This is a genomic window from Aeromonas sp. 602396 (assembly GCF_049173735.1).
Lineage (GTDB): Bacteria > Pseudomonadota > Gammaproteobacteria > Enterobacterales > Aeromonadaceae > Aeromonas > Aeromonas veronii_A.
Map to the genome: position 1 here is coordinate 139,449 of NZ_JAAKSD010000011.1, position 23,818 is coordinate 163,266.

Here is a 23,818-nt window from a genome sequence, read left to right on the forward strand (position 1 = left end):
CGCCACTTTTTTTCCGCGGGACAATAATTTATGACAACTGAATCCCCCAGCTACTCCACGATTGAGCAAGCCTTCTCCCTCGGGAACGGGCAAGATTCTGCCCTCAACTGGTTGCGCAAGAATCGCAGTCAGGTCGCTATTTTTCTGGTGAGCGGCATCAAGCTGGAAGGCACCATCAGCGGGTTCGACCAGTACAGCGTGCTGCTGACCGATGCTCATGGTAACCAGCAGCTGGTCTACAAGGCCAAGATCTCCACCATCGCCATGCACACCGGCCGTCCGCAGGTGAATATCCAGCGTGCTCGCAAGCCACGTGTCTCCATGGCGCCGCGCCCCCACGGTGCGCCGGGTCGTTATGACGACAATCAGGGCGGCGGCAACAACGAGTAATCGTCTGCCTCGCACTCCCCGTTGACGCGCCCTGCGTCAGCGGCTGACGGAACCTGCTCTCATTTTCATTCATGTCCCGTATGAGAGCCGGTTCCGGTTATCGCCCCTTGCAGGGCGATATTTTTTTCCGCACTACGCCGTTATGCCGACTGGTTGACCCTCTTTGACCATGCAGGTCTGCATACCCGCCGCCTCTCCGGCCTGTACCCCGATTCCGGTATCTTCAAACACCAGACAGCCTGATGGCTCGACCCCCAGCTTGCTGGCGACCAGCAGGAAGGTGTCCGGATTGGGCTTGTGCAGCTCCACATCGTCTGCGGTGACCACCACGGAGAAATAGCGATCCAGCCCGGTGTTGCGCAGCACCGCTTCGGCGTTGACGCGGGGCGAGCCGGTGCCAATCCCCATCGGGATGACGCCATGATAGCGCTCGACCAGCGCCTGCATGGCCGGAAAGACGGTCGCCTTGTGCAGGTTGGCCACATAGTGGGCGGTCTTGCAGCGGGTGACTTCGAGCGGATCGAGAGGGATCTGCTGCTCCTGTGCGACCAGCAGGGCTATCTTGCGGCTCGGCATGCCACCCAGCTCATAGAACCAGTCGGCATCGAAGTGAAAGCCAAACTCGCGGGCGGTGTGCTCCCAGGCGGCGAGGTGCAGCGGCATGGAGTCGACCAGGGTGCCATCAAGGTCAAAGACCAGGCCTTGGAATCCGGAAAGAGTCATGGTGCGGGGTCTGTCTCTGAAAAAAGGGAGCCCATTCTAGCCAGTGGCTCCCCGCCTCGCCATCACCTAGCAGGTGAGAAACGCTTGCCCCCACATTTGCGCCTGAAAATAGACGGGGGTGAGTCTGGTCGGGTCGAGCTGGTATTTCGGTGCCAGCTGCTCCAGCAGGGCCCAGTTGCCCTGTTCGTAGGTCCTGACCAGCTGGAACAGGTGGAACAACGGCCCTTCGTGCCGCTCGATGGCTCGTTTTACGTTGTTGGGCAGGTGGGCCTTCAGCGACTCCGATAGCAGGGAACCATCGAGTACCAGTCCTACCAGAAAAGCCCAGCTTGCTTCGCGTTTGTCTAGGGCGGTGAGGGCGATAAGTTCACAGAAGCGACCGCGAGCGATGGCCATCCGGGTAGAGGCCTCCGGCATATGCTGGCTTACCCTAGCTAGGCCGTTGATCAGCACAAACTTGCGGATCTCCTGCTCTCCCAGATAGGAGAGGGCGCGGGAAACCGAGGTGATGGGGGAGGCATGATCGAAGCCGGGGGCGTTGACATAGGTGAGTAGCTGGCCCGGGAGCAAGGCATCCTGCTCCAGCAGGCGGGCCACCTGGGCAAAAGAGAACTCCTCGTGGCAGATGAGCTGGAGGATCTGCTGCACAAGTGCCATGTCGGGCTGGGTGGCACGCTGATTGACCAGCTCGGGGCGGGCGAGAAAACCACCGGCAAAGAAGTCGACTCCGGCCTCTCGCAGCGGGAGAAAGTCTTCCCAGGTTTCGATATCGAGGGCCATCCGCTTGTGTTCGGTGGGCTGGCAGATCCCCTCTTCGCCCATCCAGAATACCAGCAGACGGCTGGCACCGAGCCAGCGTGGCTCACGGCTGACCCCGTGTACGGCAAGCCGGCGTCGACTGTCTCGCCACTGTTCCAGCACCGGAAAGGAAGCTGGTAGCCGTTCGCTGGAGGCTTCGACCAGCGGGATCGCATCCTGATCAAACAGCAGGGGGCGCTGTTCATCGAGCTGTTCGTGAGTGAAGGGCACCAGATATTGGCGCCCTTGTGCCAGCAGGCGGCAATGTTGTGCCAGCGAGGGCCACTCGTCCGGTGAGCCGAGCAGATAATCGATGCCGTAGGCCACCAGGGCCAGGCGGCGATTAAAGATGGGATAACGACGCAACAGCATGGGATCACCGATAGGCCAGAGTGCGCGCCCGTCCTTGAGACTTGGCGTGGTAGAGCGCCTGATCGGCCTGTTCGGTCAGACTCTGCCATGCCTCGTTCAGGGAGGGAACCAGATAGCTAAAGCCTATGCTAACCGTAATGAAATCAGCAACCCGCGAGGCGGGATGGGGCAGTTTTAATCGGGTTAGGCCATCATGGATCCTCTCGGCCAGTTGTTCGGCCTCACCGGGTTGGGGGGCGCAGAGCAGGATGACGAACTCTTCTCCGCCATAACGAGCCACCAGATTGGTAGAGCGTCGCTCGGCCTCCCGCAGTACTCGGGCTACCTGCTGCAGGCACTCATCCCCCTTGGTATGACCGAAGTGATCGTTATAGGCCTTGAAGTCGTCGACATCGATCATCAATACCGCCAGCGGATTTTGGGTGCGCCGTGCCCACTCCCATTCCCGTTGCATGGTGATGTCCCACTGGCGCCGATTGGCGATACCAGTCAGAGGATCTTCCAGCGAGAGCAGGGAGAGGCGGTGATTGGCCTCCTCCAGCGCCCGATTGGTTTCGGCCAGTTGTATCGTGCGTTCGGCAACCCGCTCCTCCAGCTGGCGGTTGAGGGTTTCCAACTGCTCCTGGGTGCGCTGGCGGATCAGTAACTGTGACAGGATGGCGGCGTACTGTTTGAAAATCTCGCTCTGATAAGCCTTGAGTGGTCGGTGACAGAGCAGGTTGTCGGCGGCGATCCAGCCGATGGGAGTGGTGCCATCCCACAGCGAGACCATGGCGTTCCAGCCACGACCTACCTGCTGTTTCTCGTAGTAGAGGGGGGTATCTTCCAGCACCAGTACGTAGTCCTTGCGCCTGAGCGCCTCCTGCACCGTGGGGTGCTCCGGAATGGGGCTGACAAAGTCATGTTCGTCTACCAGCTCTCCCTCTTCGCTGGTGCCCCAGGTGCCGCGCATGGTCTTGCCATCGGGTTCGATCAGGAAGATGGCGACCCGATCGAACTGCAGTTCCTTGCGGGCCAGAAGCACGGCGTCCCACAGCAGATCGTTCTCGCTGCGGCTGCGGGAGAGGGTGACGCTGACCATGTGCAGCGCCTGCAACATGGTGAGAAAAGAGCCCTGCAGCGCCTGACTCTGCACCAGATCGGTCTGGGTATGGAGCCGCTGATCCCGCTCCTGATTGACCTGGCTGGATAGCAGGTGGTTGCTCAATTCGGCGGTCAGATAGTGGATCTGCAGCTGGATCCCCTGACGCTGGCGTGCAGAGAGGCGGTCGATACGGCGGTGGGTCTCCAGATAGATGACCCCTTCCAGGTTCATATGGCGTTTGAGGGGGAAGCAGGCGCGTAGTCGTTGCTGGGCTGGTTCGACATTCTCACCAGAGTCCGGCGGCTGGTAGATCTGCTCGATCACCAGTTGCCCCTTGTCCATCGCCTTGTCGAGCAGATGGTGGGGCAGGGTCAGTTGACCGAGATGGGCGAGATCAAGCGTAGTCAGCCCCTTATCGAGCTGAAAGCTGTAGAGCTGCGGTTCGGGGGCTTTCAGCCAGAGGTAGAGGCGTTCGGCATCGGTTTTTTCACGGATGGTGGCGAGGCTCACTTCGCATAACTGAGCGAAGTTGGTGAAGTGTTCCGGGTCCCATTCCTGCATACCAGCATCCCTTGGATTGTACCCAAGCGAGTATAAACATATTTCTCTTTGATTAATATGTCAGAAAGGAGAGGTGTCGCACATATTGGTTGCATTCCACGTTATGCGTGGAAACATTCACTGCTTTTACTGCCAACTGTGGCGAAAACTGTGCGTAGTGGCGCCACTTGTGGCAGCGTGTATGGCAGATGCGGGGCAAAAAAGAGCCCGCGCAATGGCGGGCTCTCGGGCAGATGAGATGACTCTGTGCGGCTTACTCAGCCTTGGGGGCTACGTCCGCAGGTGTGCTCTCGGCGACCGGGGCTTCCGGTGCCGGACCCGGTACCAGATCCACAGCCGGTTTGGCGATAAGGGAGCGGGTCTCTTCCACCGCTTCGGTCAGCTTGACCTCGATGAGCTGGCCGAGCTCGTAGACCACCTCAGTCTTGTCCAGATAGACGCGGCCGTTGTCCCAGTTGCACTCCAGCCGATCCTTGTTGTCGAGAATATGACGGGCAGGCAGGAAGACCACTGCTCCGTTCTCCTGCAGACGCAGCTTGAGACCGGCACGCATCACGTCGATGATCTCGGCGTTGAATACCTGATCGGTGCCAGCGGCGGCTTTCAGGTAGCGAACATAGAGCCAGTCGCCGATGTCACGCTCCACCATGCGGTGCAGGCGGCGGCAGGCGGTCAGATGCTCGGTGAGCTCCTGACTCGGGCGCTCACCCGGGGTTTTGCCCGCGATGACCGCTTTGAGCAGACGATGGTTGACCATATCGCCGTATTTTCGAATAGGTGACGTCCAAGTGGCGTAGGCATCCAGACCCAGACCGTAGTGGGCGCCCGGTTCGGAGGACATCAGCGCATAGCTCTGGAAGCGGCGGATCTTGCCATCCAGCCAGCGGGTGTCGAGGTTGTCGATCCAGCGGCGCAGGGCGCAGAAGCCGGAGAGGCTGGCGATCTCGTCGCGCTCGAACGGGGCTTCGGCACTCTTCAGCAGGTCGATGGCGCCGTCGAGGGACTCTTCGTCAAAGCCGGTGTGAACGTTGAAGATGCCGTAACCGACGCTCTTGCCCAGCACGCGACCGGCGCAGATGTTGGCGGCGATCATCGACTCTTCTACCATGCGGTTGGCGATGCGGCGCGGCTCGACGTGGATAGCCAGCACTTCGCCATTCTCGCCCAGCTCGAAGTCGTAGTCGGGACGATCCGGGAATACCAGCGCATGCTCGGTGCGCCACTTGATGCGCGCTTCGGTCATCGCTTTCATCAGCGGCAGCTGGGCCAGCACACCTGCGTCGATGGCCAGCTCTTTGCCGTGCTCCGCCCAGTCGGAGACGTCGTCATAGTTGAGACGGGCGTGGGAGCAGATGCGGGCGGCGAAGAACTCAGTCTCCTCCAGTAGCAGACCATCTTCGGCGATGAGCAGACGGGCACACAGGGTGTTGCGCTCCTCGCCCTCTTTCAGGGAGCAGAGCTCGTCGGAGAGGGTGCGTGGGATCATCGGCACGTTGCGGCCCGGCATGTAGACGGTAAAGGCGCGCTGGGCGGCCTCTTTGTCCAGCTCGCTCCCTTCGGCCACATAGGCGGTCGGGTCAGCGATGGCGACCAGCAGCTCCCAGCCGTTGTCCAGCTTGGTGATGGCCAGCGCATCGTCCATATCCTTGGTCTTGGCACCGTCGATGGTGAAGAAGGGGACTGCGGTCAGATCGCGACGGGGCAGCTCTTCCTCTTCGATCACCTTCCACTCCGGCAAGTCAGCCGGCTCGACCTGGGCCAGATTGTGGCGCGCCAGCACCACCCACCAGGGCACATTGTGATCTTCTTGGGCGGCGATCTTCTGGATAATCTCGGCAGAGAAGTTGCCGTCGACCAGCGCATGGCGCTTGAGGGTCGCCACCACCCAGTCACCTTCCTTGAACTCTTTCTCATCCAGACCCTTCTTGACGCGGGCCTTGATGGCATCCTTGATCAGCGGATGGTCGGCAACCACGTTGAGGCGGTCACGGAACATCTTGACCCGGGCCACGAAGCGGGTGACGGACTGCTCCAGCAGGGTATCCGGCTCGGCCACTTCCTTCTCTTTTTCGGTGCGGATCAGGGCGGTCACCCGGTCACCGTGCATCACCTTCTTCATGTAGGGAGGCGGCACGAAATAGCTGGTCTTCTCATCGACTTCCAGAAAGCCGAAGCCCCGGTCCGAGGCGCGGATCACACCCTCTTTCTTCGGGATGTTTTCGCGGATTTGTTGCTTGAGCTGGGCCAGCAGCGGATTGTCTTGGAACATAAATGGGGAACCTGAGTGGAGACCTGATGAAGAAACGCCCAGCACTATACGTTTTTAGCCCTGCAAAGCCAAGGTGAATGGCCTGATCAGCGTGGTTTCAGAGAGCTGCGGGCATAGTCGATGAGCCGTAAAGAGAGCTGTTTGTGTACCCCTTTTTCCAGTACCCAACGGTGCCAGTAGAGTCGCTCCGTCAGGATGCGCTCTGGGCTGAGGTTGACCAGTGAGCCACTCTCCAGTTGTCTCCTGATCTGTAATTCCGGGATAAGACAGTAGGCCACTCCCTGTTCGGCCATGGCGACAAAGGCCTCCGACGAATGAACCGTATGGCAGGGGTAGCCGCCAGGCTCCAGCCCGAACTGCTCCCTCATAAAGCTTACATGCATGTCATCTCGCTGATCGAACGCTACTGCCGGTGCCTTGGCCAGTGCTTCCCGGGTCAGACCGCGAGGAAAATGGCGAGCCACAAAGGCCGGGCTGGCGGTGAGCAGATAGTTCATCTCACCCAGCTCGTCGACACAGCAACCAGCCAGCGGTTGGGGGCTCAGGCTGACCGCGCCGAAGGCCTGTCCCTCGCGCACCTTGTCGAGGGTGCGGCACTCGTCATCCACCAGCAGGTTGAGTTCGATGGGATGCTGCTCAAGCAAGGGAGTAATCGAGGGCAGAAACCAGGTGGCCAGGCTGTCGGCATTCACGGCGATACTGATCCGGATGGGTGCTTGTGGTGTGGCGGGAGCCAGCTCACCAGCCAGTTCCAGCTCTAGCTGGTGGACCTGACGATAGTGTGCCAGCAGCTTCTGGCCGAGCGGGGTCGCTTGCAGCGGCTGGCTGCGGATGAGCAGCGGCTCGGCAAACTGCTGCTCCAGCTGCTTGATCCGCTGGGAGATGGCCGACTGGGTGATATGGAGCGACTTGGCCGCCCGCTCGAAGTTCTGTTCCTGCAGTACCGCATCCAACGCCCGCAGCAGTTTGTAGTCCAGCTCTTTCATCTTCCCTCCCTTGCGTTGCTTCTGGGCTGACTCTACGTCACTCGGCAGGGGACAACAATGAGTGGTGACAGGGACGTTATGCTGTGATTTCTGACAGTAGTGATCAGGTTGTTGAGGGAGGATACTGCCCGCTGATCCGTGGGTTAGCCTGCGGGCTCATAGCGATCTGTTTATCCCGGGTCTGTTTTCCCGGGATTTTTTATGACTGCGCTGTCAGCGCCCTTGATGGTTGCTGCAGTAGAATGTGGCTGGTTTGATAGTGGCCCAGCAGAGGTTGGCCAACGGCACGGGCGAAACGTTCATCCAGATGGAAGCGGATCCCCACCCCGCGCACGGCCCCCAGATCCACCGTCTGGCGGTGACCGAGCCGCTCGATGGGCAGTCCGAGACGACGAAAGATGCGCTCTACCGGCAGGCTGACGACAGCGACCAGCTCCCGGATCCCGTGAGCATGGGCGAAGGCATAGACTTCGCGAAAGATAACGCAGGTGAGCTCGCTGACGCCATTGACCATCCGCGGAGCACGGCTGGCATCGATGGCTAGACGGGTCAGTTCCCAGACATCGGGGGTGCGTGGTGCACTTTCACCGGCAAGGGCGGTGGGGAAGATGGTGGGCAGCATATAGGCATCGGCACAGTTGAGCAGGCGAATACAGCCGCACAGCCCTTGTTTATCCTCGATCAGCACCCAATGGGTGTCTGGCGTATCAAAGCTGTCACGCTCGAGTCCCCGATGGGACTCTACATCCCAGCCGAGCCGGTCGGAAAAGACGCGATTTCGAAAGCGATAGAGTTCCTCCTCTACCTCATTTCGTGGATGCTCTCTCAATTTTCCTTTGAAAACCAACATTATGGGCCCTCTGTCTTGCTATTCGCCGTTATAATCACATGTCTGGCCAAGGGGGCTTTCATATGAAAAGAGACCAACTGCTTGAGTATCTCGAACATTTCACTTCGGTGACGGATGGCAACCGTCTGGCCGAGCTGATAGGTCACTTCACGCTCGGGATGGGCTACGACTACTACCGCTTCGCGCTGATCCTGCCGATGTCGATGCAAAGACCCAAGGTGGTGCTGTTCAATCACTGCCCTGACTCCTGGGTGCAGGCCTACACCGAAAACAACATGCTGGCATGTGATCCGGTGATCCAGCTGGCGCGCAAGCAGACTCTGCCCATCTACTGGAATCGCCTCGATGAGCGAGCCAGTTTTCTGCAAGAGGGAAGCATGGATGTGATGGGGCTGGCAGCCGAGTTCGGGCTACGCAATGGCATCTCCTTCCCCCTGCACGGTGCAGCCGGGGAGAACGGGATCCTCTCCTTTATCACGTCCGAGCGGGCCTCGAGCGATCTGCTGCTGGAGTCGTCGCCGATCCTCTCATGGATGTCGAACTACATCTTCGATGCCGCAATCCGGGTGGTGCGTTTCAGCATGATGGACAGTGCGGGCAAAGAGCCCCTGACCGAGCGCGAAACCGAGTGTCTGTTTTGGGCCAGCGAAGGAAAGACCTCCTGCGAGATAGCCTGCATCCTCGGCATCACGGAGCGCACGGTCAATTACCACCTCAATCAGGTCACCCGCAAAACCGGCTCCATGAACCGCTACCAGGCCATTGCCAAGGGGGTGGGGACCGGCTTGCTGTTGCCCAATCTGGAGCAGGTGGTGGTCACCAATTTTCCCCGAGTGTTGCAGTAGTCCGAGTCTCACATGCCACAGATTCTCCTGCTGCTGTATGAGGGTCACAATTGTCAGATCCGGTAATTGACAAGGGATTGAATAGAAAAGCTTCATCATTAGCAAAATGAATGAACCAGTAAATCAATGAATTTCTAAGAGGGAACAGGGCTCGCTATAGTGCCGTTCATTCATCACTTCGAACGGAACTTTCCATGCTGCTGACCACGACCCTGCAAGGCTTCACCATAGGTCTTGCCATGATCATCCCCATTGGCGCCCAGAATGCCTTTGTGCTGAGCAGAGGCATCCATCGCAATCACCATCTGCTGAGCGCCACACTCTGCAGTTTCTGCGACCTCATTCTGATCGCTATAGGGGTATTTGGCGGAGCCAATCTGCTGGCTGCCAGCCCGATTGGCATGATGCTGCTTACCTGGGGCGGCGTGCTGTTTCTCGGCTGGTTTGGGGTTCGCTCCCTGCGCAGCGCCTGGCATGGACAGGAGGGCGGACTGGCCGACTCTTCGCAACGGATGAGAGCCAGAAGCGTACTGGCCATGACGCTAGGGGTCACCCTGCTCAATCCCCATGTCTATCTCGATACCCTGATGCTGCTCGGCTCCCTTGGCAGTCAGGTGAGCGAGTCCCTGCGTCCGGCCTTTGCTGCGGGGGCCATGCTGGCCTCGCTGGTGTGGTTTTACTCGCTTGCGCTGGGAGCGGCCGCATTGGCGCCCTGGCTAGCGCGAGGAGGGGTGCAGCGGGGGATCGATCTGCTGGTCGGCATCATCATGCTGAGTCTGGCTATTCAACTGGCCATAGGAAGTTGAGGAAGTTAAGGCGGCAGGAATGAGCGACCGGTAACAAAAAGATGCCACTCGCAGGGAGTGGCATCTTCGCTATTGGAGGGGGTCAGACTCGGAACTGGGAGAGCAGGCGCTGTTGCAGCAGGCTGGCTTGATGGAGCGAGGAGGCGAGCTGCAGGCACTCCTGCGCCTCCTGTTCGCCGGTTCTGGCTTGCAGACTGATGCCGGAGACCTTGTCAGAGGAGTGGCTCAGGGTGTGTGACAGTTGACCTGTGGCTACGGCCACCTGCTGCACCATGTCGGCCAGCTGGTCGATGGCGCCTTCCACCTTGAACAGGATCTGCTTGGTGTTCTCGGAGTCTTGCATGCCGGACTCCACCGTCTTGAGGTTGCGCTGCATCATCAGGTAGGCGCTCTCGGTCTGCTGCTGGATGCTGCTGATCACCTGGCTGATCTCGGCGCTTGATATCGCCGTGCGATTGGCCAGGGTGCGCACCTCGTCCGCGACCACAGCAAAGCCACGTCCCATCTCCCCCGCGCGGGCTGCTTCGATAGCCGCATTGAGGGCCAGCAGGTTGGTCTGCTCCGAGATTTCGCTGATGGTGGAGATGATCTGGCCGATCTGGCCCGCCTGCTCCTTGAGGGCGTTGATGGCGATGGCGCACTCGCCCACCTCCTGCACCACCCGCTGCATGCCCGTACTGGCAGAGGCGACATATTGGCTACTTTCGGTGGTTAGCTGGCGCACCTCGTTGGCATTGTGGGCCGCCATGCTGCAGTTGTCAGAAATACCGGTAGCGACTTGTACCATTTGTTCACTGTCCTGATGCAGGGCCAGCGCATGTTCGGCGGTCTGGCGGCTGCTCTGGCTGATCGCCTCCACCCGGTTGACCGAGGTGTGAACGTGTTCGCTGATGTGCCGGTTGTTGTCCATGGTGGAGCTGATCATCTTCTGCAATTTCTCGATGAAGCGATCCACGCTGTTGGCCAGCGAGCCTATCTCGTCATCCCGCAGCAGGTTGATGCGGGCGTTGAGATCCCCCTCGCCGGCGGCGATATCCTTCATCCGTTTGTCCACTTGCAGCAGCGGGGTGACCAGCTTGCGGGTCAGCCAGAAGCCACAGAGGGTGACCATGATCAGGCTAAGCAACAGGCCGCCCAGCAGCAGGGTGCGGGTTTGGCTGATGATGCCGTTGAGCTGGACTACCTGATCCTCGACGGTGGCATCACCGCTCGCCTCGATGGCAACCAGTTGTTGCTGTAGCTGGTCGGCACTGGCCTCATAGAGAGCCTGCTGGGCCTGATAGCTGCCGAGCGCCTCGATCCACTGCCCCATCAGCTGCTGATGTCGGGCCAACAGGGTGCGATACTGTGTCGCCAGCGGCTTGCCGGCAAATTTGCCGGTTCCCTCGATATCGAACAGCCCGGTACCGAGCATGCTGTCGATCGCTTCGTGATAGAAATCGGTCGCCTCTTTCAGCTCGACCTTGATCGCCTCCGTTACCCCTTGTCTGCGCATCTTCTCCAGCGCATAGAGCTGGCGCAAAAAGCCGATATTGGACTCCATTCCCCCGTCGGCCGCTTCCCAGCGGGTGGAGAGGCCGCTGTTCCAGCTGATGGTCTGGTCGGGGGCCTGGGTCAGCACCTCTACCGCCCCATCGCCAATCACCTCCAGCTGGGTCGAGAGTCGTGCCATCAGCTCGGCGTTGTGATGCAGGGCCTGATCCACCTCGGTATAGGCGTGATAGAGCGTCAACAGCTTCTCTTGTTGTTGTTGATAGGCCAGCTTCTGCTGCTCCATAGTGGCCAGGACTGCGCCATCAATGAGCTGACCCTGGCTGACCCGGGCCAGCGCATCATCGGTCGCCGCCTTGGCGGCATCAAGCTCGGTGCGATTGAGCGGGGTGCCGTTTTGCATCTTCTGAATCTGTAACTGTTGATTGCCCAGTTCGATGGAGCCTTCCATGGCGCCATCGGCGGTCTGCCAGGCGCTTCCCAACACATAGGTGAGCAGGCCGGCCAGCCGCTGGCTGCCATACCAGCCCACGACCCCCATCCCCAGCGTGCAGCCGAGCAAGATGGCAAGACCCAGATTGGCGGTGGTAACAATTTTCATATGATGGCCTTCCTTGGTATCTGCATTGGCATCAATTTCGGTTCCGAACGGATTTAGTGTAGTGGCTCATGCCCAGTCGGAGTCCGGTACGGTGCAGAAACATCCCGTACACGCAGGCTGAACCAGATCAAGCATGGTGGCCAATTTGCGAAAAAGCTTCTCCGGATACCAGAGGGTTGCTGCCCTATGCTGGATACTTATCCAGTTATTCTTTATGCTATGAGCCAATTTGCGAATAGCTGTATTGGTGAGGAGAGAGCCGTGATTGGTCGCTTGAGAGGCATTGTCATTGAGAAGCAGCCCCCCGAGGTCTTGCTGGAAGTAGGCGGGGTTGGTTACGAGGTTCATATGCCGATGAGCTGCTTCTATGATTTGCCGGAGATCGGCAAGGAGGCGACCATCCACACTCACTTCGTGGTGCGGGAAGATGCCCAGTTGCTCTATGGTTTTAACCACAAACAGGAGCGGGCGCTGTTCCGCGAGCTGATCAAGACCAACGGAGTCGGCCCCAAGCTGGCGCTGGCTATTCTCTCCGGCATGACAGCTACCCAATTCGTGCTGAGTGTCGAACGTGAAGAGATAAGCTCTTTGGTCAAACTGCCGGGAGTCGGCAAGAAGACCGCCGAGCGTCTGGTGGTGGAGATGAAGGATCGCCTCAAGGGCTGGGTCAGTCACGACCTCTTCTCCCCGGCCATGGTCACCCTGCCAGCCAGTGAGCCAGAATTGCGGGCACCGGATGTGACCGAAGAGGCGGCCAGTGCGCTGGTGGCCCTCGGTTACAAGCCGCAGCAGGCGAGCCAGATTGTCAGCAAGATCGCCAAAGAGGGGATGTCGGTGGAAGATATCATCCGTGAATCCCTGCGTAGCCTGGTATGAGGTAGTTGATGATTGAAGCAGACCGCCTCATTTCGGCCAGTGCCGCCCGTGAGGATGACATTATTGACCGGGCTATCCGCCCCAAGAAGCTGGCTGATTACACCGGTCAGGATACCGTCTGCGAGCAGATGGAGATCTTTATCGAAGCGGCCCGTCAGCGGGGTGAAGCGCTCGATCACCTGCTGATCTTCGGTCCGCCGGGCTTGGGTAAGACCACCCTCGCCAACATCGTCGCCAACGAGATGGGTGTCAATATCAAGACCACCTCCGGCCCGGTGCTGGAGAAAGCGGGGGATCTGGCGGCGCTGCTCACCAACCTTGAACCGAACGATGTGTTGTTCATCGACGAGATCCACCGTCTCAGCCCGGTGGTGGAAGAGGTGCTCTATCCGGCGATGGAGGATTACCAGCTCGACATCATGATCGGGGAGGGACCAGCGGCTCGCTCCATCAAGCTGGATCTGCCTCCCTTTACCCTGATTGGCGCTACCACCCGGGCCGGTTCACTCACCAGCCCGCTGCGGGATCGCTTCGGCATCGTCCAGCGGCTGGAGTTTTACAACGTCAAGGACCTGACCGATATCGTCTCCCGCAGTGCCCGTTGTCTGGGGCTCGACATGACGGAAGATGGTGCCATTGAGGTCGCCCGTCGCTCTCGCGGTACGCCGCGGATTGCTAACCGTTTGTTAAGACGAGTGCGTGACTTCGCCCAGGTCAAATCCGATGGCCGGATCGATGGCCCCATCGCGGCCCGCGCCATGGACATGCTGGATGTCGATAACGAAGGTTTTGACTTCATGGACCGCAAGTTATTGTTGGCTGTCATAGACAAGTTTATGGGGGGGCCGGTGGGTCTCGATAATCTGGCCGCCGCGATCGGGGAAGAGAAAGATACTATCGAAGATGTGCTTGAGCCTTATCTGATCCAGCAAGGGTATCTGCAACGTACACCCAGAGGACGGATTGCGACCACACGAGCATATGCTCATTTCGGTCTTCAGCGACCAGATGAGAAGTAAAAACAGTCGTTTGAACAAAAAACCGCCGTCAAAGGCGGTTTTTTGTTATTCGGGCAAAAAAAAAGCCCACGGCTGATGCGGTGGGCAAAGACAATTCAGGATGGATGTTCACAGACAGTGAGTGCGTCTGGACACAGACCGGAAAATAAACAGGTGAGCCGTCGCGAGCTCTCAGAGTCGGTTCAGTTGATAGAGCTGAACAAAGGAAAGCTTGTAGTAACGGATGGTTTTAGCAACAAACTTTTTCATCTTCGATTCCAATAGACAGGTTCAAATTGATGGTCGAATACGTACCGTGAACCCTGATTAACCGGCCTGTATCCAAGGGTATGCCCTCACTGCGAGGCGCATTGTAGGAGCTCGTATCGGCCCGGGCAAACAAGAAAAATTGCAACCTTCAAATTAGTTTATCTAATGTAGTGATTGATGAAATTGGTTCGCATGAGTATGCATTGTTTGTAGTTTTAAATTGAGTTTTCGAATCAGTTCGCCTGACCTGGATAACATGGAAAAAGGCGCGTCATCGACATTTTTCAAATTAAATGGGGTGGCCGGATGTTAAATTCTTAAATTGATTTAAATCAATATTTTACGCATTGTCATCTTTTGTGATCTGGCTCGCTTCAATAATCGTGAAATAGATTAAACATGGCTTTGAAAGCCATGTATGGCGGGTCCTTTTACATTGATTTCAATCAAATAAAGGTGATATAAAAACCCGGTCATAATGAGCGAGAATAAATTGAAGCTTATTGTTTTTTAATTGTTAAACATTAGCTTTGTTTGTGTTTTCGCGTTGCCTTGTTGTTAATATTGGTGGTTACTGAAAGTGTTTTGTTGTGATGCGTCTCAACGGGGCCCATTCGATAACCCCCAACGGAAGCTTTGTGCTTAAAACTTAAAATAGCCGTGCCAATAATCGGTGAGGAAACATCATGATTGCTGAGCATGTGGTAGACCTATCGCGGTTCCAGTTCGCTGCGACGGCCCTTTATCACTTTTTGTTTGTACCCCTGACGCTGGGAATGGCCTTTCTCCTGGCGATCATGGAATCCGTCTATGTGATGACCAACAACACCATCTACCGGGACATGACCAAATTCTGGGGTAAGTTGTTTGGTATCAACTTTGCCCTGGGGGTCACCACAGGTCTGGCCATGGAGTTCCAGTTCGGGACGAACTGGGCGTACTACTCCCATTATGTCGGCGATATCTTCGGGGCCCCGCTGGCTATCGAAGGGCTGATGGCCTTCTTCCTGGAGTCCACCTTCGTCGGTATGTTCTTCTTTGGTTGGGATCGTCTGAGTAAGCATCAGCATCTGGCTGCCACCTGGTTGATGGCGCTGGGTACCAACCTCTCCGCCCTCTGGATCCTGGTCGCCAACGGCTGGATGCAGAACCCGGTCGGGGCAGAGTTCAACTTCGAATCCATGCGGATGGAGATGATGAGCTTCGCTGACGTGGTGCTCAACCCTGTTGCTCAGGTCAAGTTCGTTCACACTGTGGCGGCTGGTTATACCTGTGGCGCCATGTTTGTGCTGGGTATCTCCTCCTACTACCTGTTGAAGAATCGTGATGTGGCGTTTGCCCGTCGCTCCTTCGCCATTGCCGCTGCGTTCGGTATGGCTTCCATCGTGTCCGTGCTGATCCTCGGTGACGAATCCGGTTACGAGACCGGTGAAGTGCAGAAGGTGAAACTGGCCGCTATCGAAGCTGAGTGGGAAACTGAACCTGCTCCGGCCGCCTTTACCCTGTTCGGTATTCCGAATCAGGAAGAGATGCGCACCGACTACGCCATCAAGATCCCCTATGCGCTGGGCATTATCGCGACCCGTTCTCTGGACGGTCAGGTAACCGGTCTGAAGGATCTGAAGAGCGAGCACGAACTGCGCGTTCGTAACGGTATGACCGCTTACGACCTGCTGACCAAGCTGCAATCCGGTGACAAGTCTGACGAGACCCGCGCTCGCTTCGACGAAGTGAAGCAGGATCTGGGCTACGGTCTGCTGCTCAAGCGCTACACCAGCAACGTGACCGATGCTACCGACGAGCAGATCAAGGCCGCCGTGGATGACTCCATCCCGCAGGTTCTGCCGCTGTTCTTCGCCTTCCGTATCATGGTTGCCGTCGGCATGCTGATGCTGGTGCTGATTGGTATGGCCTTCTATGACAGTGCCCGCCACCAGATCGGCAAGCGCAAGTGGCTGCTCAAGGGTCTGCTGTGGGGTATCCCGCTGCCGTGGATCGCCATCGAAGCAGGCTGGTTTGTGGCTGAATATGGTCGCCAACCGTGGACCATTGCAGAGGTGTTGCCGACTTCCCTCTCTGCATCCAATTTGCCTGCAGCCGAGATCTGGTTCTCTCTGATCGGTATCTGCCTGTTCTATACCGTACTTCTGGTTATCGAGATGTACCTGATGTTCAAGTATGCCCGTCTTGGCCCCAGCAGCCTGAAGACTGGCAAGTATCACTTTGAACAGATCAAGGCATAAGGAGAGCGACCATGTTTGATTACGAAACTCTGCGTGTCATCTGGTGGGCTCTGGTCGGCGTACTGCTGATCGGTTTTGCCATCACTGACGGCTTCGACATGGGGGTAGGCGCACTGCTCCCGTTCGTCGGCAAGAAAGATGTCGAGCGCCGCGTGATGCTCAACACCATGGGGCCGCACTGGGAAGGTAACCAGGTTTGGCTGGTCACTGCCGGTGGCGCCTTGTTCGCCGCCTGGCCGATGGTGTATGCCGCGACCTTCTCCGGCTTCTACATCGCCATGATCCTGACCTTGATGGCGCTGTTCCTGCGTCCGGTCGGTTTCAAGTACCGCTCGCTGCGTGCTGATGCAAAATGGCGCAGCAACTGGGACTGGGCCTTGTTCGCCGGTAGCGCCGTACCGCCCATCGTCTTTGGTGTGGCCTTTGGCAACCTGCTGCAAGGCGTTCCGTTCGAGTTTAACCAGTTCATGATGTTGACCTATCACGGCAACTTCTTCGGCCTGCTTAACCCGTTCGGCATTCTGGCTGGTCTGGTGAGCCTGTTCATGCTGCTCACCCAGGGCGCAACCTGGTTGATGATGAAGACCGACGGGGAAGTGCTGGCACGTTCCCGTACTGCCGCCATGATCTGCTCACTGCTGACCCTGGTGCTGTTTGCTGCCGCGGGTTGGTGGGTAAGCGGTATGGAAGGGTATGTCATCGTCAAGGCTGCCGCGACTGACGCAGTATCCAACCCGATGAACAAGGAAGTTGTCCTGCAGGCTGGTGCCTGGATGAACAACTACACCCTCTATCCGTGGATGGTGGCTGCCCCTGTACTGGGTCTGGCCATGAGCCTGCTGACTGCGCTGTTTGCCCGCATGAACATCGGCTGGCTGGCGTTTACCAGCTCCTCGCTGGCGATTGCCGGGGTCATCCTCACTGCCGGTTTCTCCATGTTCCCGTTCGTGATGCCCTCAAGCCTTGAGCCGTCACTGAGCCTGACCATGTGGGATGCTACCGCCTCTTTCAACACCTTGCAGGTGATGACTGTGGCTGCAGCGATCTTCGTACCGATTGTGCTGGGTTACACCATCTGGACTTACATCAAGATGTTTGGCCGGGTAACCAACAAGCACATCGAAGATAACCAACAATCTCTCTATTAAGAGGTGCGCTGACAATGTGGTATTTCACCTGGATCCTGGGGCTGTTGCTGGCCTGTGCATTTGGCATTATCAATGCGCTGTGGCTGGAACACACCGAGAACATGGATCGTCAGATCGATGAAAACAAGTGATCGACTCGCCAGGCTGGCCGCTCCACTGGAGCGGCAGCCGTGGCAGGGGTTGATGTTACTCGCGGCGGCCTTGTTGGCCGTCGCTATTTTACAGGCCCCCAATCTGATCGCGGCCAACACCAGCGAGCATGGTCTCTGGCTTGCTCCCTGGCTGATGTGGGCCGTCTGTTGTGGCGTACTTAACGGGCTTGGCTTTCATCTGAAAAGCCTGCCCGGACGTGTGCTGTTCAACCCCTGGCTCGCCTGGCCCAGTTTGTTGTATGGCCTCTGGCTGACACATTCATATTTCCTTTCATAAAAAACGGGGGGAGGCAGGATTTCCCTGTCTCCCCCTGCTTCTTTCCTATTCAGCCCTGCGCTATGATAGCCCCCCATCTGACTGTCGAATGGATCACAGATTGTTATGGGGGAAGTCTTTGAGTTTCCGGTACGTGTCTACTACGAAGACACCGATGCCGGGGGCATCGTCTACAACGCCAATTATCTCAAGTTTATGGAACGTGCTCGCACCGAGTTTCTTCGTGCCAAAGGGGTCGAACAGGACGTCTGGCTGCAGGAGGGATATGCCTTCGTGGTGAGCCGAACTGAGATCGATTTCCGCTCGGCGGCCCGTTTTAATGAACTATTGAATGTATTAACGCAAGTGATTGAAGTGAAACGCGCATCCCTGCGTTTTTCGCAGCAGATCCTGGCGGCTGATGGACGACTCGTCACCCAGGCTTTGGTACAGATAGCCTGTGTAAGTCATCCGCAAATGAAACCTGTAGCTATACCTGAAAAAATCAAGGGAGTGCTGTTAAGTGCACGCTGAAATTTCGTTTATTGGCCTGTTTTGGCAAGCCAGCCTGTTGGTAAAACTGGTCATGATCACCCTGATGAGCATGTCTATTGTCTCCTGGGCGCTGATTATCCAGCGTTCCAAGGCGATCAAGGCGGCCAATCTCGCATCGGAACAGTTTGAAGATCGCTTCTGGTCAGGGGTCGATCTCAATCGCCTCTATCAGGAGTCCTCTTCCCGCCGCGATGATATCGAAGGCATGGAAGATATCTTCTACTCCGGCTTCAAGGAGTATGCCCGCCTGCTCAAGGCCGGGGCCCGTGGTCAGGATGCGGTGATGGATGGTACCTACCGTGCCATGCGCGTCTCCCTCTCCCGTGCGGTGGATGATCTGGAATCCAACCTGCCGGTGCTGGCGACCATCGGCTCCATCAGCCCCTACATCGGTCTGTTCGGTACCGTATGGGGGATCATGAACGCCTTTATCGCCCTGGGTCAGGTGCAGCAGGCCACCCTGCAGATGGTGGCACCGGGTATCGCGGAAGCGCTGATTGCGACCGCCATGGGTCTGTTTGCCGCTATCCCGGCGGTAATCTTCTACAACCGCTTCTCCAACAAGGTCGAGCGGCTGGAGAATGCCTACGCCAACTTCATGGACGAGTTCACCACCATTCTGAACCGTCAAATTGCTCAGCAGCAGGGTGATCAGTAATGCAAACCTATCAGCGGATCCGGCGCAAGAAGGTGGCCGAGATCAACGTGGTTCCCTATATCGACGTCATGCTGGTGCTGCTTATCATCTTTATGGCGGTCACGCCGGTGATCACGCAAGGGGTCAAGGTGGATCTGCCGCAGGCTGAGTCCGAGCAGTTGCCGGAAGATGCCAAGCCGCCCTTCATCGTCAGCGTCAATACCGAAGGCGAGTATGTCATCAAGGCTGGCGAAGCCGATGACGAGCCGGTGCCAAGTGGCACGCCAGAGGCGATGCAGCAATACATCACCGAAAAAGCCATGGGCTATCTGGCGATCAACCAGAATGCCCCCGTGGTGGTCGCGGGTGACAAGGCCGTGCGCTACGAAGAGGTGATCCTGTTGATGGTGGCCCTCAAGAATGCGGGTGTGCCTCAGGTTGGCCTGATGACAGATCCGGTGAACTAACGGAGATGGATGTGAAGCGTGGTATTTCCGGTTATCTCATCGCGTCGTTTCTGCTGCACCTGATCATCGGCATCATCCTGTTTGTCGGGCTCGATTTCAGCAAACCGAAACGACCCGAATCGAAGGGGCAGATCGTCAATGCCGTCATGCTTGATGAGAACTTCCTCAACGAGCAGGCCAAGCAGATCCAGCAGCAGAAAGCTCAGCCCAAGCCGCAGAAGGTAGAGAAAGAGAAGGATAAGGAAGATACGGATCTTGCCAAACGCGAACTAGCCCAGCAGCAGGAACGGCTGCGTATTGCCGAGGCCAAGCGGAAAGAAGCAGAAGAGGCGACCCGCAAGGCCGAGGCTGAGAAGCAGAAAAAAGTTGCCGAGCAGAAGCGGGCGGAAGAGAAGGCGCAGAAAGCCGAGGAGGCCCGCAAGCTGGAAGAGCAGAAGGCCAAGAAGGCGGAAGCCGAGCGCAAGGCTGCTGAAGAGGCCAAGGCACTGGCGCTGAAGAAAAAGAAAGAGCTCGAGAAAAAACAGGCGGAAGAGAAGGCTAAAGCCGAGGAGGCCAAAGCCAAGAAAGCGGAAGCTGACAAGAAGGCCAAGGCTGAGGCAGAGAAGAAAGCCAAGGCAGAGGCTGAGAAAAAAGCCAAAGCCGAGGCTGAGAAGAAGGCCAAGGAAGAGGCAGCCAAAAAGGCAAAAGCTGACGCAGAGAAGAAAGCCAAGGCTGAAGCCGAGAAGCAGGCCAAGATCGCGGCAGAACGCAAACGCAAAGCGGCCGAGGAGGCCAGACTGCAAAAAGAGATGGAAGCCATGATGCAGCAGCAGCTGGCGGCTGAAGCCAATGCCCGCAGCCAGGCTGCCTCTGCAGCGGCACAAGGTGAGGTCGACAAGTATGCGGCGCTCATCAAGGCCACTGTTGAGCGGTATATGATTTTGGATCCCACCATGCGGGGCAAAACATGTACTATCGGCGTACGTCTTGCGAGCAGTGGCTTTGTCATATCGGTAGATAACGGCCAGGGTGACCCGGCGGTCTGTCGTTCGGGTAAGGCGGCTGTCTTGAAAGCCAATCAACTGCCAGTGCCCAAGGATCCTGCGGCATTCGAGATGTTGAAGGAATTTAACCTGAAGTTAGAACCGAGTATCTAAGCGTGATAAAACGAGGTTGCTTGCCTCCGGTTGGCAACCTCTCGCCGAGAAAGGAATTTAACCTCTCATCTTTATTGGAACCGAGTATTTAAGCCATGATCAGAAAAGTATTTTTTGCTTTGGTTGGCTGTTTGTTGCTGGGCCAGAGTGCCCAGGCGGCCCTGGACATCGTCATCACCGGCGGTATTGATAGCGCACGCCCCATCGCCGTCGCCCCCTTCAAGTGGGAAGGCAACGGGCAGTTGCCGCAGGACATCGCGGAAGTGGTCTCCAACGACCTGATGCGCAGTGGCAAATTCAAGCCGCTGGCCCGTGGCCAGATGCCGCAGACTCCGAGCAGCAGCAGCGAGATCAACTTCGCACCCTGGGCCGCTCAAGGGGTTGAGGCCGTAGTCGTCGGTTCCATCTCGGCGGTGGGTGACGGCACCTACAAGGTCAACTTCGAGCTGGTCGATGTGCTGAAGGGTCAGCTGGCCAAGGCACAAGGCGGCGAGGCGAACGGTTACATCCTGGATAGCCGTATGGCGACCATCCCGGGTGCCCAGATGCGCCAGTTTGCCCACCGTATTTCCGACATCGTCTATGAGCGTCTGACTGGCGAGCGCGGTGCCTTCCTGACCCGTCTGGCTTACGTCTCCGTACAGCAGGGTACCCAGTTCCCGTACCAGCTGCGCATTTCTGACTACGACGGTTACAACGAGAAGACTCTGCTGCGCTCTCGCGAGCCGTTGATGTCTCCCTCCTGGTCACCGGATGGCAGCAAGCTGGCCTACGTGAGCTTCGAGAACCAGAAGTCCGAAATCTATGTGCAGGATATCTACACCCAGCAGCGCAGCCTGATCACCAGTTTCCGTGGCATTAACGGGGCCCCTGAGTGGTCTCCTGATGGTCGTCGTCTGGCTATCGTTCTCTCCAAAGATGGTTCACCCAACCTCTATGTGGTTGATGTGGCTAGCAAGCAGCTTACCCGCGTCACTACCAGCCGCGTGATCGACACCGAGCCCTCCTGGATGCCGGACGGGCAAAATTTGTTGTTCACCTCTGAACGTGGTGGCAAACCCCAGATTTATAGCGTAAATTTGGCGACTGGTATGACTCGCCGGATGACTTGGGAAGGTGAATCCAACCAGGGGGCATCCATCACTCCTGATGGCAAAATCATGGTGATGGTGACCCGTGTTCAGGGACAGTATCGTATTGCCCGTCAGGACATGGAAAACAATGCCCTGCTGGTCCTGACCCAGAGTGCTCTGGATGAGTCGCCAAGTGTGGCTCCCAATGGCAGCATGATCATTTATGCCACCATCTATCAGGGTCGTAAGAGTCTTGCGTTGGTGTCGACTGATGGTCGCTTCAAGGCTGTGCTTCCGACCAGTAGCGGTGAAATTCGTGCACCAGCTTGGTCGCCCTTCTTGAATTGATAAAAATCCAATTGTTTTTTGTTTTGTTATAAAGGTTTAAGGAAATAGCATGCAACTCAATAAACTGCTCAAGGGTTTGGCCATCGCACTGCCACTGTTCACCCTGGCCGCTTGTAGTTCTTCTTCTGATTCCGACGCCGCTGGCGCTGAATCAGGTATGACCGACGGCATGGGCGGTGTACAAACCGGCGGCGCCAACGGCATGTTGTCCCCGGAAGAGCAGATGCGTCAGAAGTTCGAAGCACTGCAGCGTGACAACGTGATCTACTTCCCGTTCGACGGTTACGATATCCAGGGTCAGTACGCTGATCTGCTGGATGCCCACGCCAGCTACCTGCGCGAGCGCCCGAGCGTGAAAGTCCTGATCGAAGGTCACGCCGATGAGCGCGGTACTCCCGAGTACAACATTGCTCTGGGCGAGCGTCGTGCCAAGGCTGTTGCCAAGTATCTGCAAACCCTGGGTGTGCAGGCCGAGCAGCTCTCCATCGTCAGCTATGGCGAAGAGAAGCCGCTGGATCTGTCTCACACCGAGGATGCCTTTGCCAAAAACCGCCGCGCGGTTCTGGTTTACTAAGGTTTAAACCGAACGAAGTTCGTTTATATGCAAGCGGCCATTTCGATGGCCGTTTTATTTGCACTAAACGCCAAGGTTTGATCCGAATGAAATCTGTATATGCGAGCGACGATGGCGCTGGCCGTTTTATCTGTACTAAACGCTAAGGTTTGATCCGAATGAAATCTGTGTACAAGCAAGCTGTCGTTGCGCTGGCCGTAATGGTTGTTCTGAATGCGCAAGCTGCGGCACCGGTCAGCGATCTGGGCGGTGACTCAAGTGGTGGGGTTGTCCTTAGCGGCAACAACGGCGCCATCGTGCCCACCGGTAGCCTGGAAGATCGGGTTGCCCTGCTGGAGCGCACCCTCAATGCCCGTCTGCGACTGCAAGCTGAATTGCAGCAACAGGTCGACTCCCTGCAAGGTGAGGTTTCCGAGCTGCGTGGTCAGCTGGAGCAGCAGACCTACCAGATGGAACAGTCGCAAGAGCGCCAGCGTCAGCTCTACCAGGAGCTCGACAAGGTTGCCAGCAGCCAGCAAGCTGCTCCAGCCACCCCGGCCCCTGCTGCTACACCGGCTGCTGCCGCCAATTACTCAACCAATCAGGATGAGAACCAGGCCTACGACGCAGCGGTCAACATGGTGCTCAAAGAGAAGAACTACGACAAAGCGATTCCGGCTTTCCAGGGCTTCATCAAGCAGTACCCCAATTCGGGCTATGTTCCCAATGCACACTACTGGCTCGGCCAGTTGCTGTTCAACAAGGGTGACAGAGCCGGTGCCTCGGCCCAGTTTTCGACCGTGGCCAACAAATACAGCAAATCCCCCAAGCGAGCCGATGCGCTGCTGAAGTTGGGTATGCTGGCGCAACTGGATGGCAAGAAGGCGGAAGCCAAATCCTTCTATGAGCAGGTGATCAAGGGCTATCCCAACACCTCGCCAGCCCAGTTGGCCAAACAGAGTCTGGCCAAGCTGTAACATTGCTGTATGTCACTGTTTTCGTAACGCTACTGTAAAAACAGCCTGCATTTGTACGCACAGTGAGCAAACGGATTTAAATTACGAATTTTCTGTTGCACCGGAAATTTAAATCCGTAATATAGGCCGCCGTCAGAGCCGAAGCAGTAATGCAGTCGGAACTGGTCGTGGTGAGGGTCGTTAGCTCAGTCGGTAGAGCAGTTGACTTTTAATCAATTGGTCGCTGGTTCGAATCCAGCACGACCCACCATTTTCTCCACTCGGTGGAGACAGAATTCCCAGGTCGTTTAGCTCAGCTGGGAGAGCACCTCCCTTACAAGGAGGGGGTCACTGGTTCGATCCCAGTAACGACC

At 57.3% G+C, this 23,818-nt stretch carries 23 protein-coding genes and 2 tRNA genes; 18 read left to right on the forward strand and 7 right to left on the reverse strand.

Annotated features, from left to right (window positions below):
• The first annotated feature begins 30 nt into the window (after nucleotides 1-30).
• Complete coding sequence (gene hfq, locus G5229_RS14205) at nucleotides 31-390, forward strand: RNA chaperone Hfq (protein ID WP_005335772.1); 360 nt, start codon at nucleotides 31-33, stop codon at nucleotides 388-390.
• A 132-nt stretch (nucleotides 391-522) separates the two neighbouring features.
• Here hfq and G5229_RS14210 read toward each other — a convergent pair whose 3' ends face one another.
• The 6 genes from G5229_RS14210 to G5229_RS14235 all read right to left on the reverse strand — a co-directional run bounded on the left by G5229_RS14210 (nucleotide 523) and on the right by G5229_RS14235 (nucleotide 8,033).
• Complete coding sequence (locus tag G5229_RS14210) at nucleotides 523-1,113, reverse strand: HAD family hydrolase (protein WP_005335771.1); 591 nt, start codon at nucleotides 1,111-1,113, stop codon at nucleotides 523-525.
• A 66-nt stretch (nucleotides 1,114-1,179) separates the two neighbouring features.
• Entirely contained in the window at nucleotides 1,180-2,283 is a 1,104-nt protein-coding gene (locus G5229_RS14215; protein ID WP_421209372.1) for an EAL and HDOD domain-containing protein, read from the reverse strand.
• 4 nt (nucleotides 2,284-2,287) lie between these two features.
• Complete coding sequence (locus tag G5229_RS14220; protein ID WP_421209374.1) at nucleotides 2,288-3,928, reverse strand: GGDEF domain-containing protein; 1,641 nt, start codon at nucleotides 3,926-3,928, stop codon at nucleotides 2,288-2,290.
• Between the two features lie 253 nt (nucleotides 3,929-4,181).
• Nucleotides 4,182-6,197 carry an exoribonuclease II gene (locus tag G5229_RS14225; RefSeq protein ID WP_421209376.1) on the reverse strand — a complete coding sequence of 672 codons (2,016 nt, stop codon included), beginning with the start codon at nucleotides 6,195-6,197 and terminating at the stop codon, nucleotides 4,182-4,184.
• 86 nt (nucleotides 6,198-6,283) lie between these two features.
• Nucleotides 6,284-7,183, reverse strand: a complete 900-nt coding sequence (locus G5229_RS14230) for a LysR family transcriptional regulator ArgP (RefSeq protein WP_266135412.1) — start codon at nucleotides 7,181-7,183, stop codon at nucleotides 6,284-6,286.
• Between the two features lie 199 nt (nucleotides 7,184-7,382).
• Nucleotides 7,383-8,033, reverse strand: a complete 651-nt coding sequence (locus G5229_RS14235) for an acyl-homoserine-lactone synthase (protein ID WP_266135413.1) — start codon at nucleotides 8,031-8,033, stop codon at nucleotides 7,383-7,385.
• 62 nt (nucleotides 8,034-8,095) lie between these two features.
• On the opposite strand from G5229_RS14235, the gene G5229_RS14240 reads away from it, so the two are divergent.
• Entirely contained in the window at nucleotides 8,096-8,878 is a 783-nt protein-coding gene (locus tag G5229_RS14240; RefSeq protein WP_216952064.1) for a LuxR family transcriptional regulator, read from the forward strand.
• A gap of 194 nt (nucleotides 8,879-9,072) precedes the next feature.
• Complete coding sequence (lysE, locus tag G5229_RS14245; RefSeq protein WP_421209378.1) at nucleotides 9,073-9,684, forward strand: L-lysine exporter; 612 nt, start codon at nucleotides 9,073-9,075, stop codon at nucleotides 9,682-9,684.
• An 82-nt stretch (nucleotides 9,685-9,766) separates the two neighbouring features.
• Here lysE and G5229_RS14250 read toward each other — a convergent pair whose 3' ends face one another.
• The gene (locus tag G5229_RS14250; protein ID WP_421209379.1) at nucleotides 9,767-11,776 is read right to left on the reverse strand and encodes a methyl-accepting chemotaxis protein; all 2,010 of its coding nucleotides are present in this window, start codon (nucleotides 11,774-11,776) and stop codon (nucleotides 9,767-9,769) included.
• Nucleotides 11,777-12,037: 261 nt separating this feature from the next.
• On the opposite strand from G5229_RS14250, the gene ruvA reads away from it, so the two are divergent.
• The 15 genes from ruvA (at nucleotide 12,038) to G5229_RS14325 (ending at nucleotide 23,818) form a co-directional block, all read left to right on the forward strand.
• Nucleotides 12,038-12,652: a Holliday junction branch migration protein RuvA gene (gene ruvA, locus G5229_RS14255; protein ID WP_216952061.1), complete on the forward strand. Its 615-nt coding sequence runs from the start codon at nucleotides 12,038-12,040 to the stop codon at nucleotides 12,650-12,652.
• Nucleotides 12,653-12,660: 8 nt separating this feature from the next.
• Nucleotides 12,661-13,671 carry a Holliday junction branch migration DNA helicase RuvB gene (gene ruvB, locus G5229_RS14260; RefSeq protein ID WP_005335744.1) on the forward strand — a complete coding sequence of 337 codons (1,011 nt, stop codon included), beginning with the start codon at nucleotides 12,661-12,663 and terminating at the stop codon, nucleotides 13,669-13,671.
• Nucleotides 13,672-14,606: 935 nt separating this feature from the next.
• Complete coding sequence (locus G5229_RS14265; protein ID WP_005335743.1) at nucleotides 14,607-16,163, forward strand: cytochrome ubiquinol oxidase subunit I; 1,557 nt, start codon at nucleotides 14,607-14,609, stop codon at nucleotides 16,161-16,163.
• An 11-nt stretch (nucleotides 16,164-16,174) separates the two neighbouring features.
• On the forward strand, nucleotides 16,175-17,311 hold the full coding sequence (cydB, locus tag G5229_RS14270) for a cytochrome d ubiquinol oxidase subunit II (protein ID WP_005335741.1): 1,137 nt from the start codon (nucleotides 16,175-16,177) through the stop codon (nucleotides 17,309-17,311).
• 14 nt (nucleotides 17,312-17,325) lie between these two features.
• Complete coding sequence (gene cydX / locus G5229_RS14275; RefSeq protein ID WP_005304933.1) at nucleotides 17,326-17,442, forward strand: cytochrome bd-I oxidase subunit CydX; 117 nt, start codon at nucleotides 17,326-17,328, stop codon at nucleotides 17,440-17,442.
• On the forward strand, nucleotides 17,429-17,740 hold the full coding sequence (locus G5229_RS14280) for a cyd operon YbgE family protein (protein ID WP_041202810.1): 312 nt from the start codon (nucleotides 17,429-17,431) through the stop codon (nucleotides 17,738-17,740). Before cydX ends, G5229_RS14280 begins: the two co-directional genes overlap by 14 nt.
• A gap of 105 nt (nucleotides 17,741-17,845) precedes the next feature.
• Nucleotides 17,846-18,253 (forward strand): tol-pal system-associated acyl-CoA thioesterase, encoded by a 408-nt coding sequence (gene ybgC, locus G5229_RS14285; RefSeq protein ID WP_005343212.1) that lies wholly within the window; start codon nucleotides 17,846-17,848, stop codon nucleotides 18,251-18,253.
• Nucleotide 18,254: 1 nt separating this feature from the next.
• Entirely contained in the window at nucleotides 18,255-18,932 is a 678-nt protein-coding gene (tolQ, locus tag G5229_RS14290; protein ID WP_216954450.1) for a protein TolQ, read from the forward strand.
• Nucleotides 18,932-19,378, forward strand: coding sequence for a protein TolR (gene tolR / locus G5229_RS14295; RefSeq protein WP_005335733.1), 447 nt, complete (start codon nucleotides 18,932-18,934; stop codon nucleotides 19,376-19,378). Before tolQ ends, tolR begins: the two co-directional genes overlap by 1 nt.
• A 5-nt stretch (nucleotides 19,379-19,383) precedes the next feature.
• Nucleotides 19,384-20,514 carry a cell envelope integrity protein TolA gene (gene tolA / locus G5229_RS14300; protein WP_216979490.1) on the forward strand — a complete coding sequence of 377 codons (1,131 nt, stop codon included), beginning with the start codon at nucleotides 19,384-19,386 and terminating at the stop codon, nucleotides 20,512-20,514.
• A gap of 95 nt (nucleotides 20,515-20,609) precedes the next feature.
• Nucleotides 20,610-21,935: a Tol-Pal system beta propeller repeat protein TolB gene (tolB, locus tag G5229_RS14305; RefSeq protein ID WP_216952059.1), complete on the forward strand. Its 1,326-nt coding sequence runs from the start codon at nucleotides 20,610-20,612 to the stop codon at nucleotides 21,933-21,935.
• A 49-nt stretch (nucleotides 21,936-21,984) separates the two neighbouring features.
• A complete protein-coding gene (pal, locus tag G5229_RS14310) occupies nucleotides 21,985-22,509 on the forward strand; it encodes a peptidoglycan-associated lipoprotein Pal (protein ID WP_005313284.1) in 525 nt (174 codons plus the stop codon).
• Between the two features lie 158 nt (nucleotides 22,510-22,667).
• On the forward strand, nucleotides 22,668-23,465 hold the full coding sequence (gene ybgF / locus G5229_RS14315) for a tol-pal system protein YbgF (protein ID WP_216952058.1): 798 nt from the start codon (nucleotides 22,668-22,670) through the stop codon (nucleotides 23,463-23,465).
• A 174-nt stretch (nucleotides 23,466-23,639) separates the two neighbouring features.
• A tRNA-Lys gene (locus tag G5229_RS14320) sits at nucleotides 23,640-23,715 on the forward strand.
• Nucleotides 23,716-23,746: 31 nt separating this feature from the next.
• A tRNA-Val gene (locus G5229_RS14325) sits at nucleotides 23,747-23,818 on the forward strand.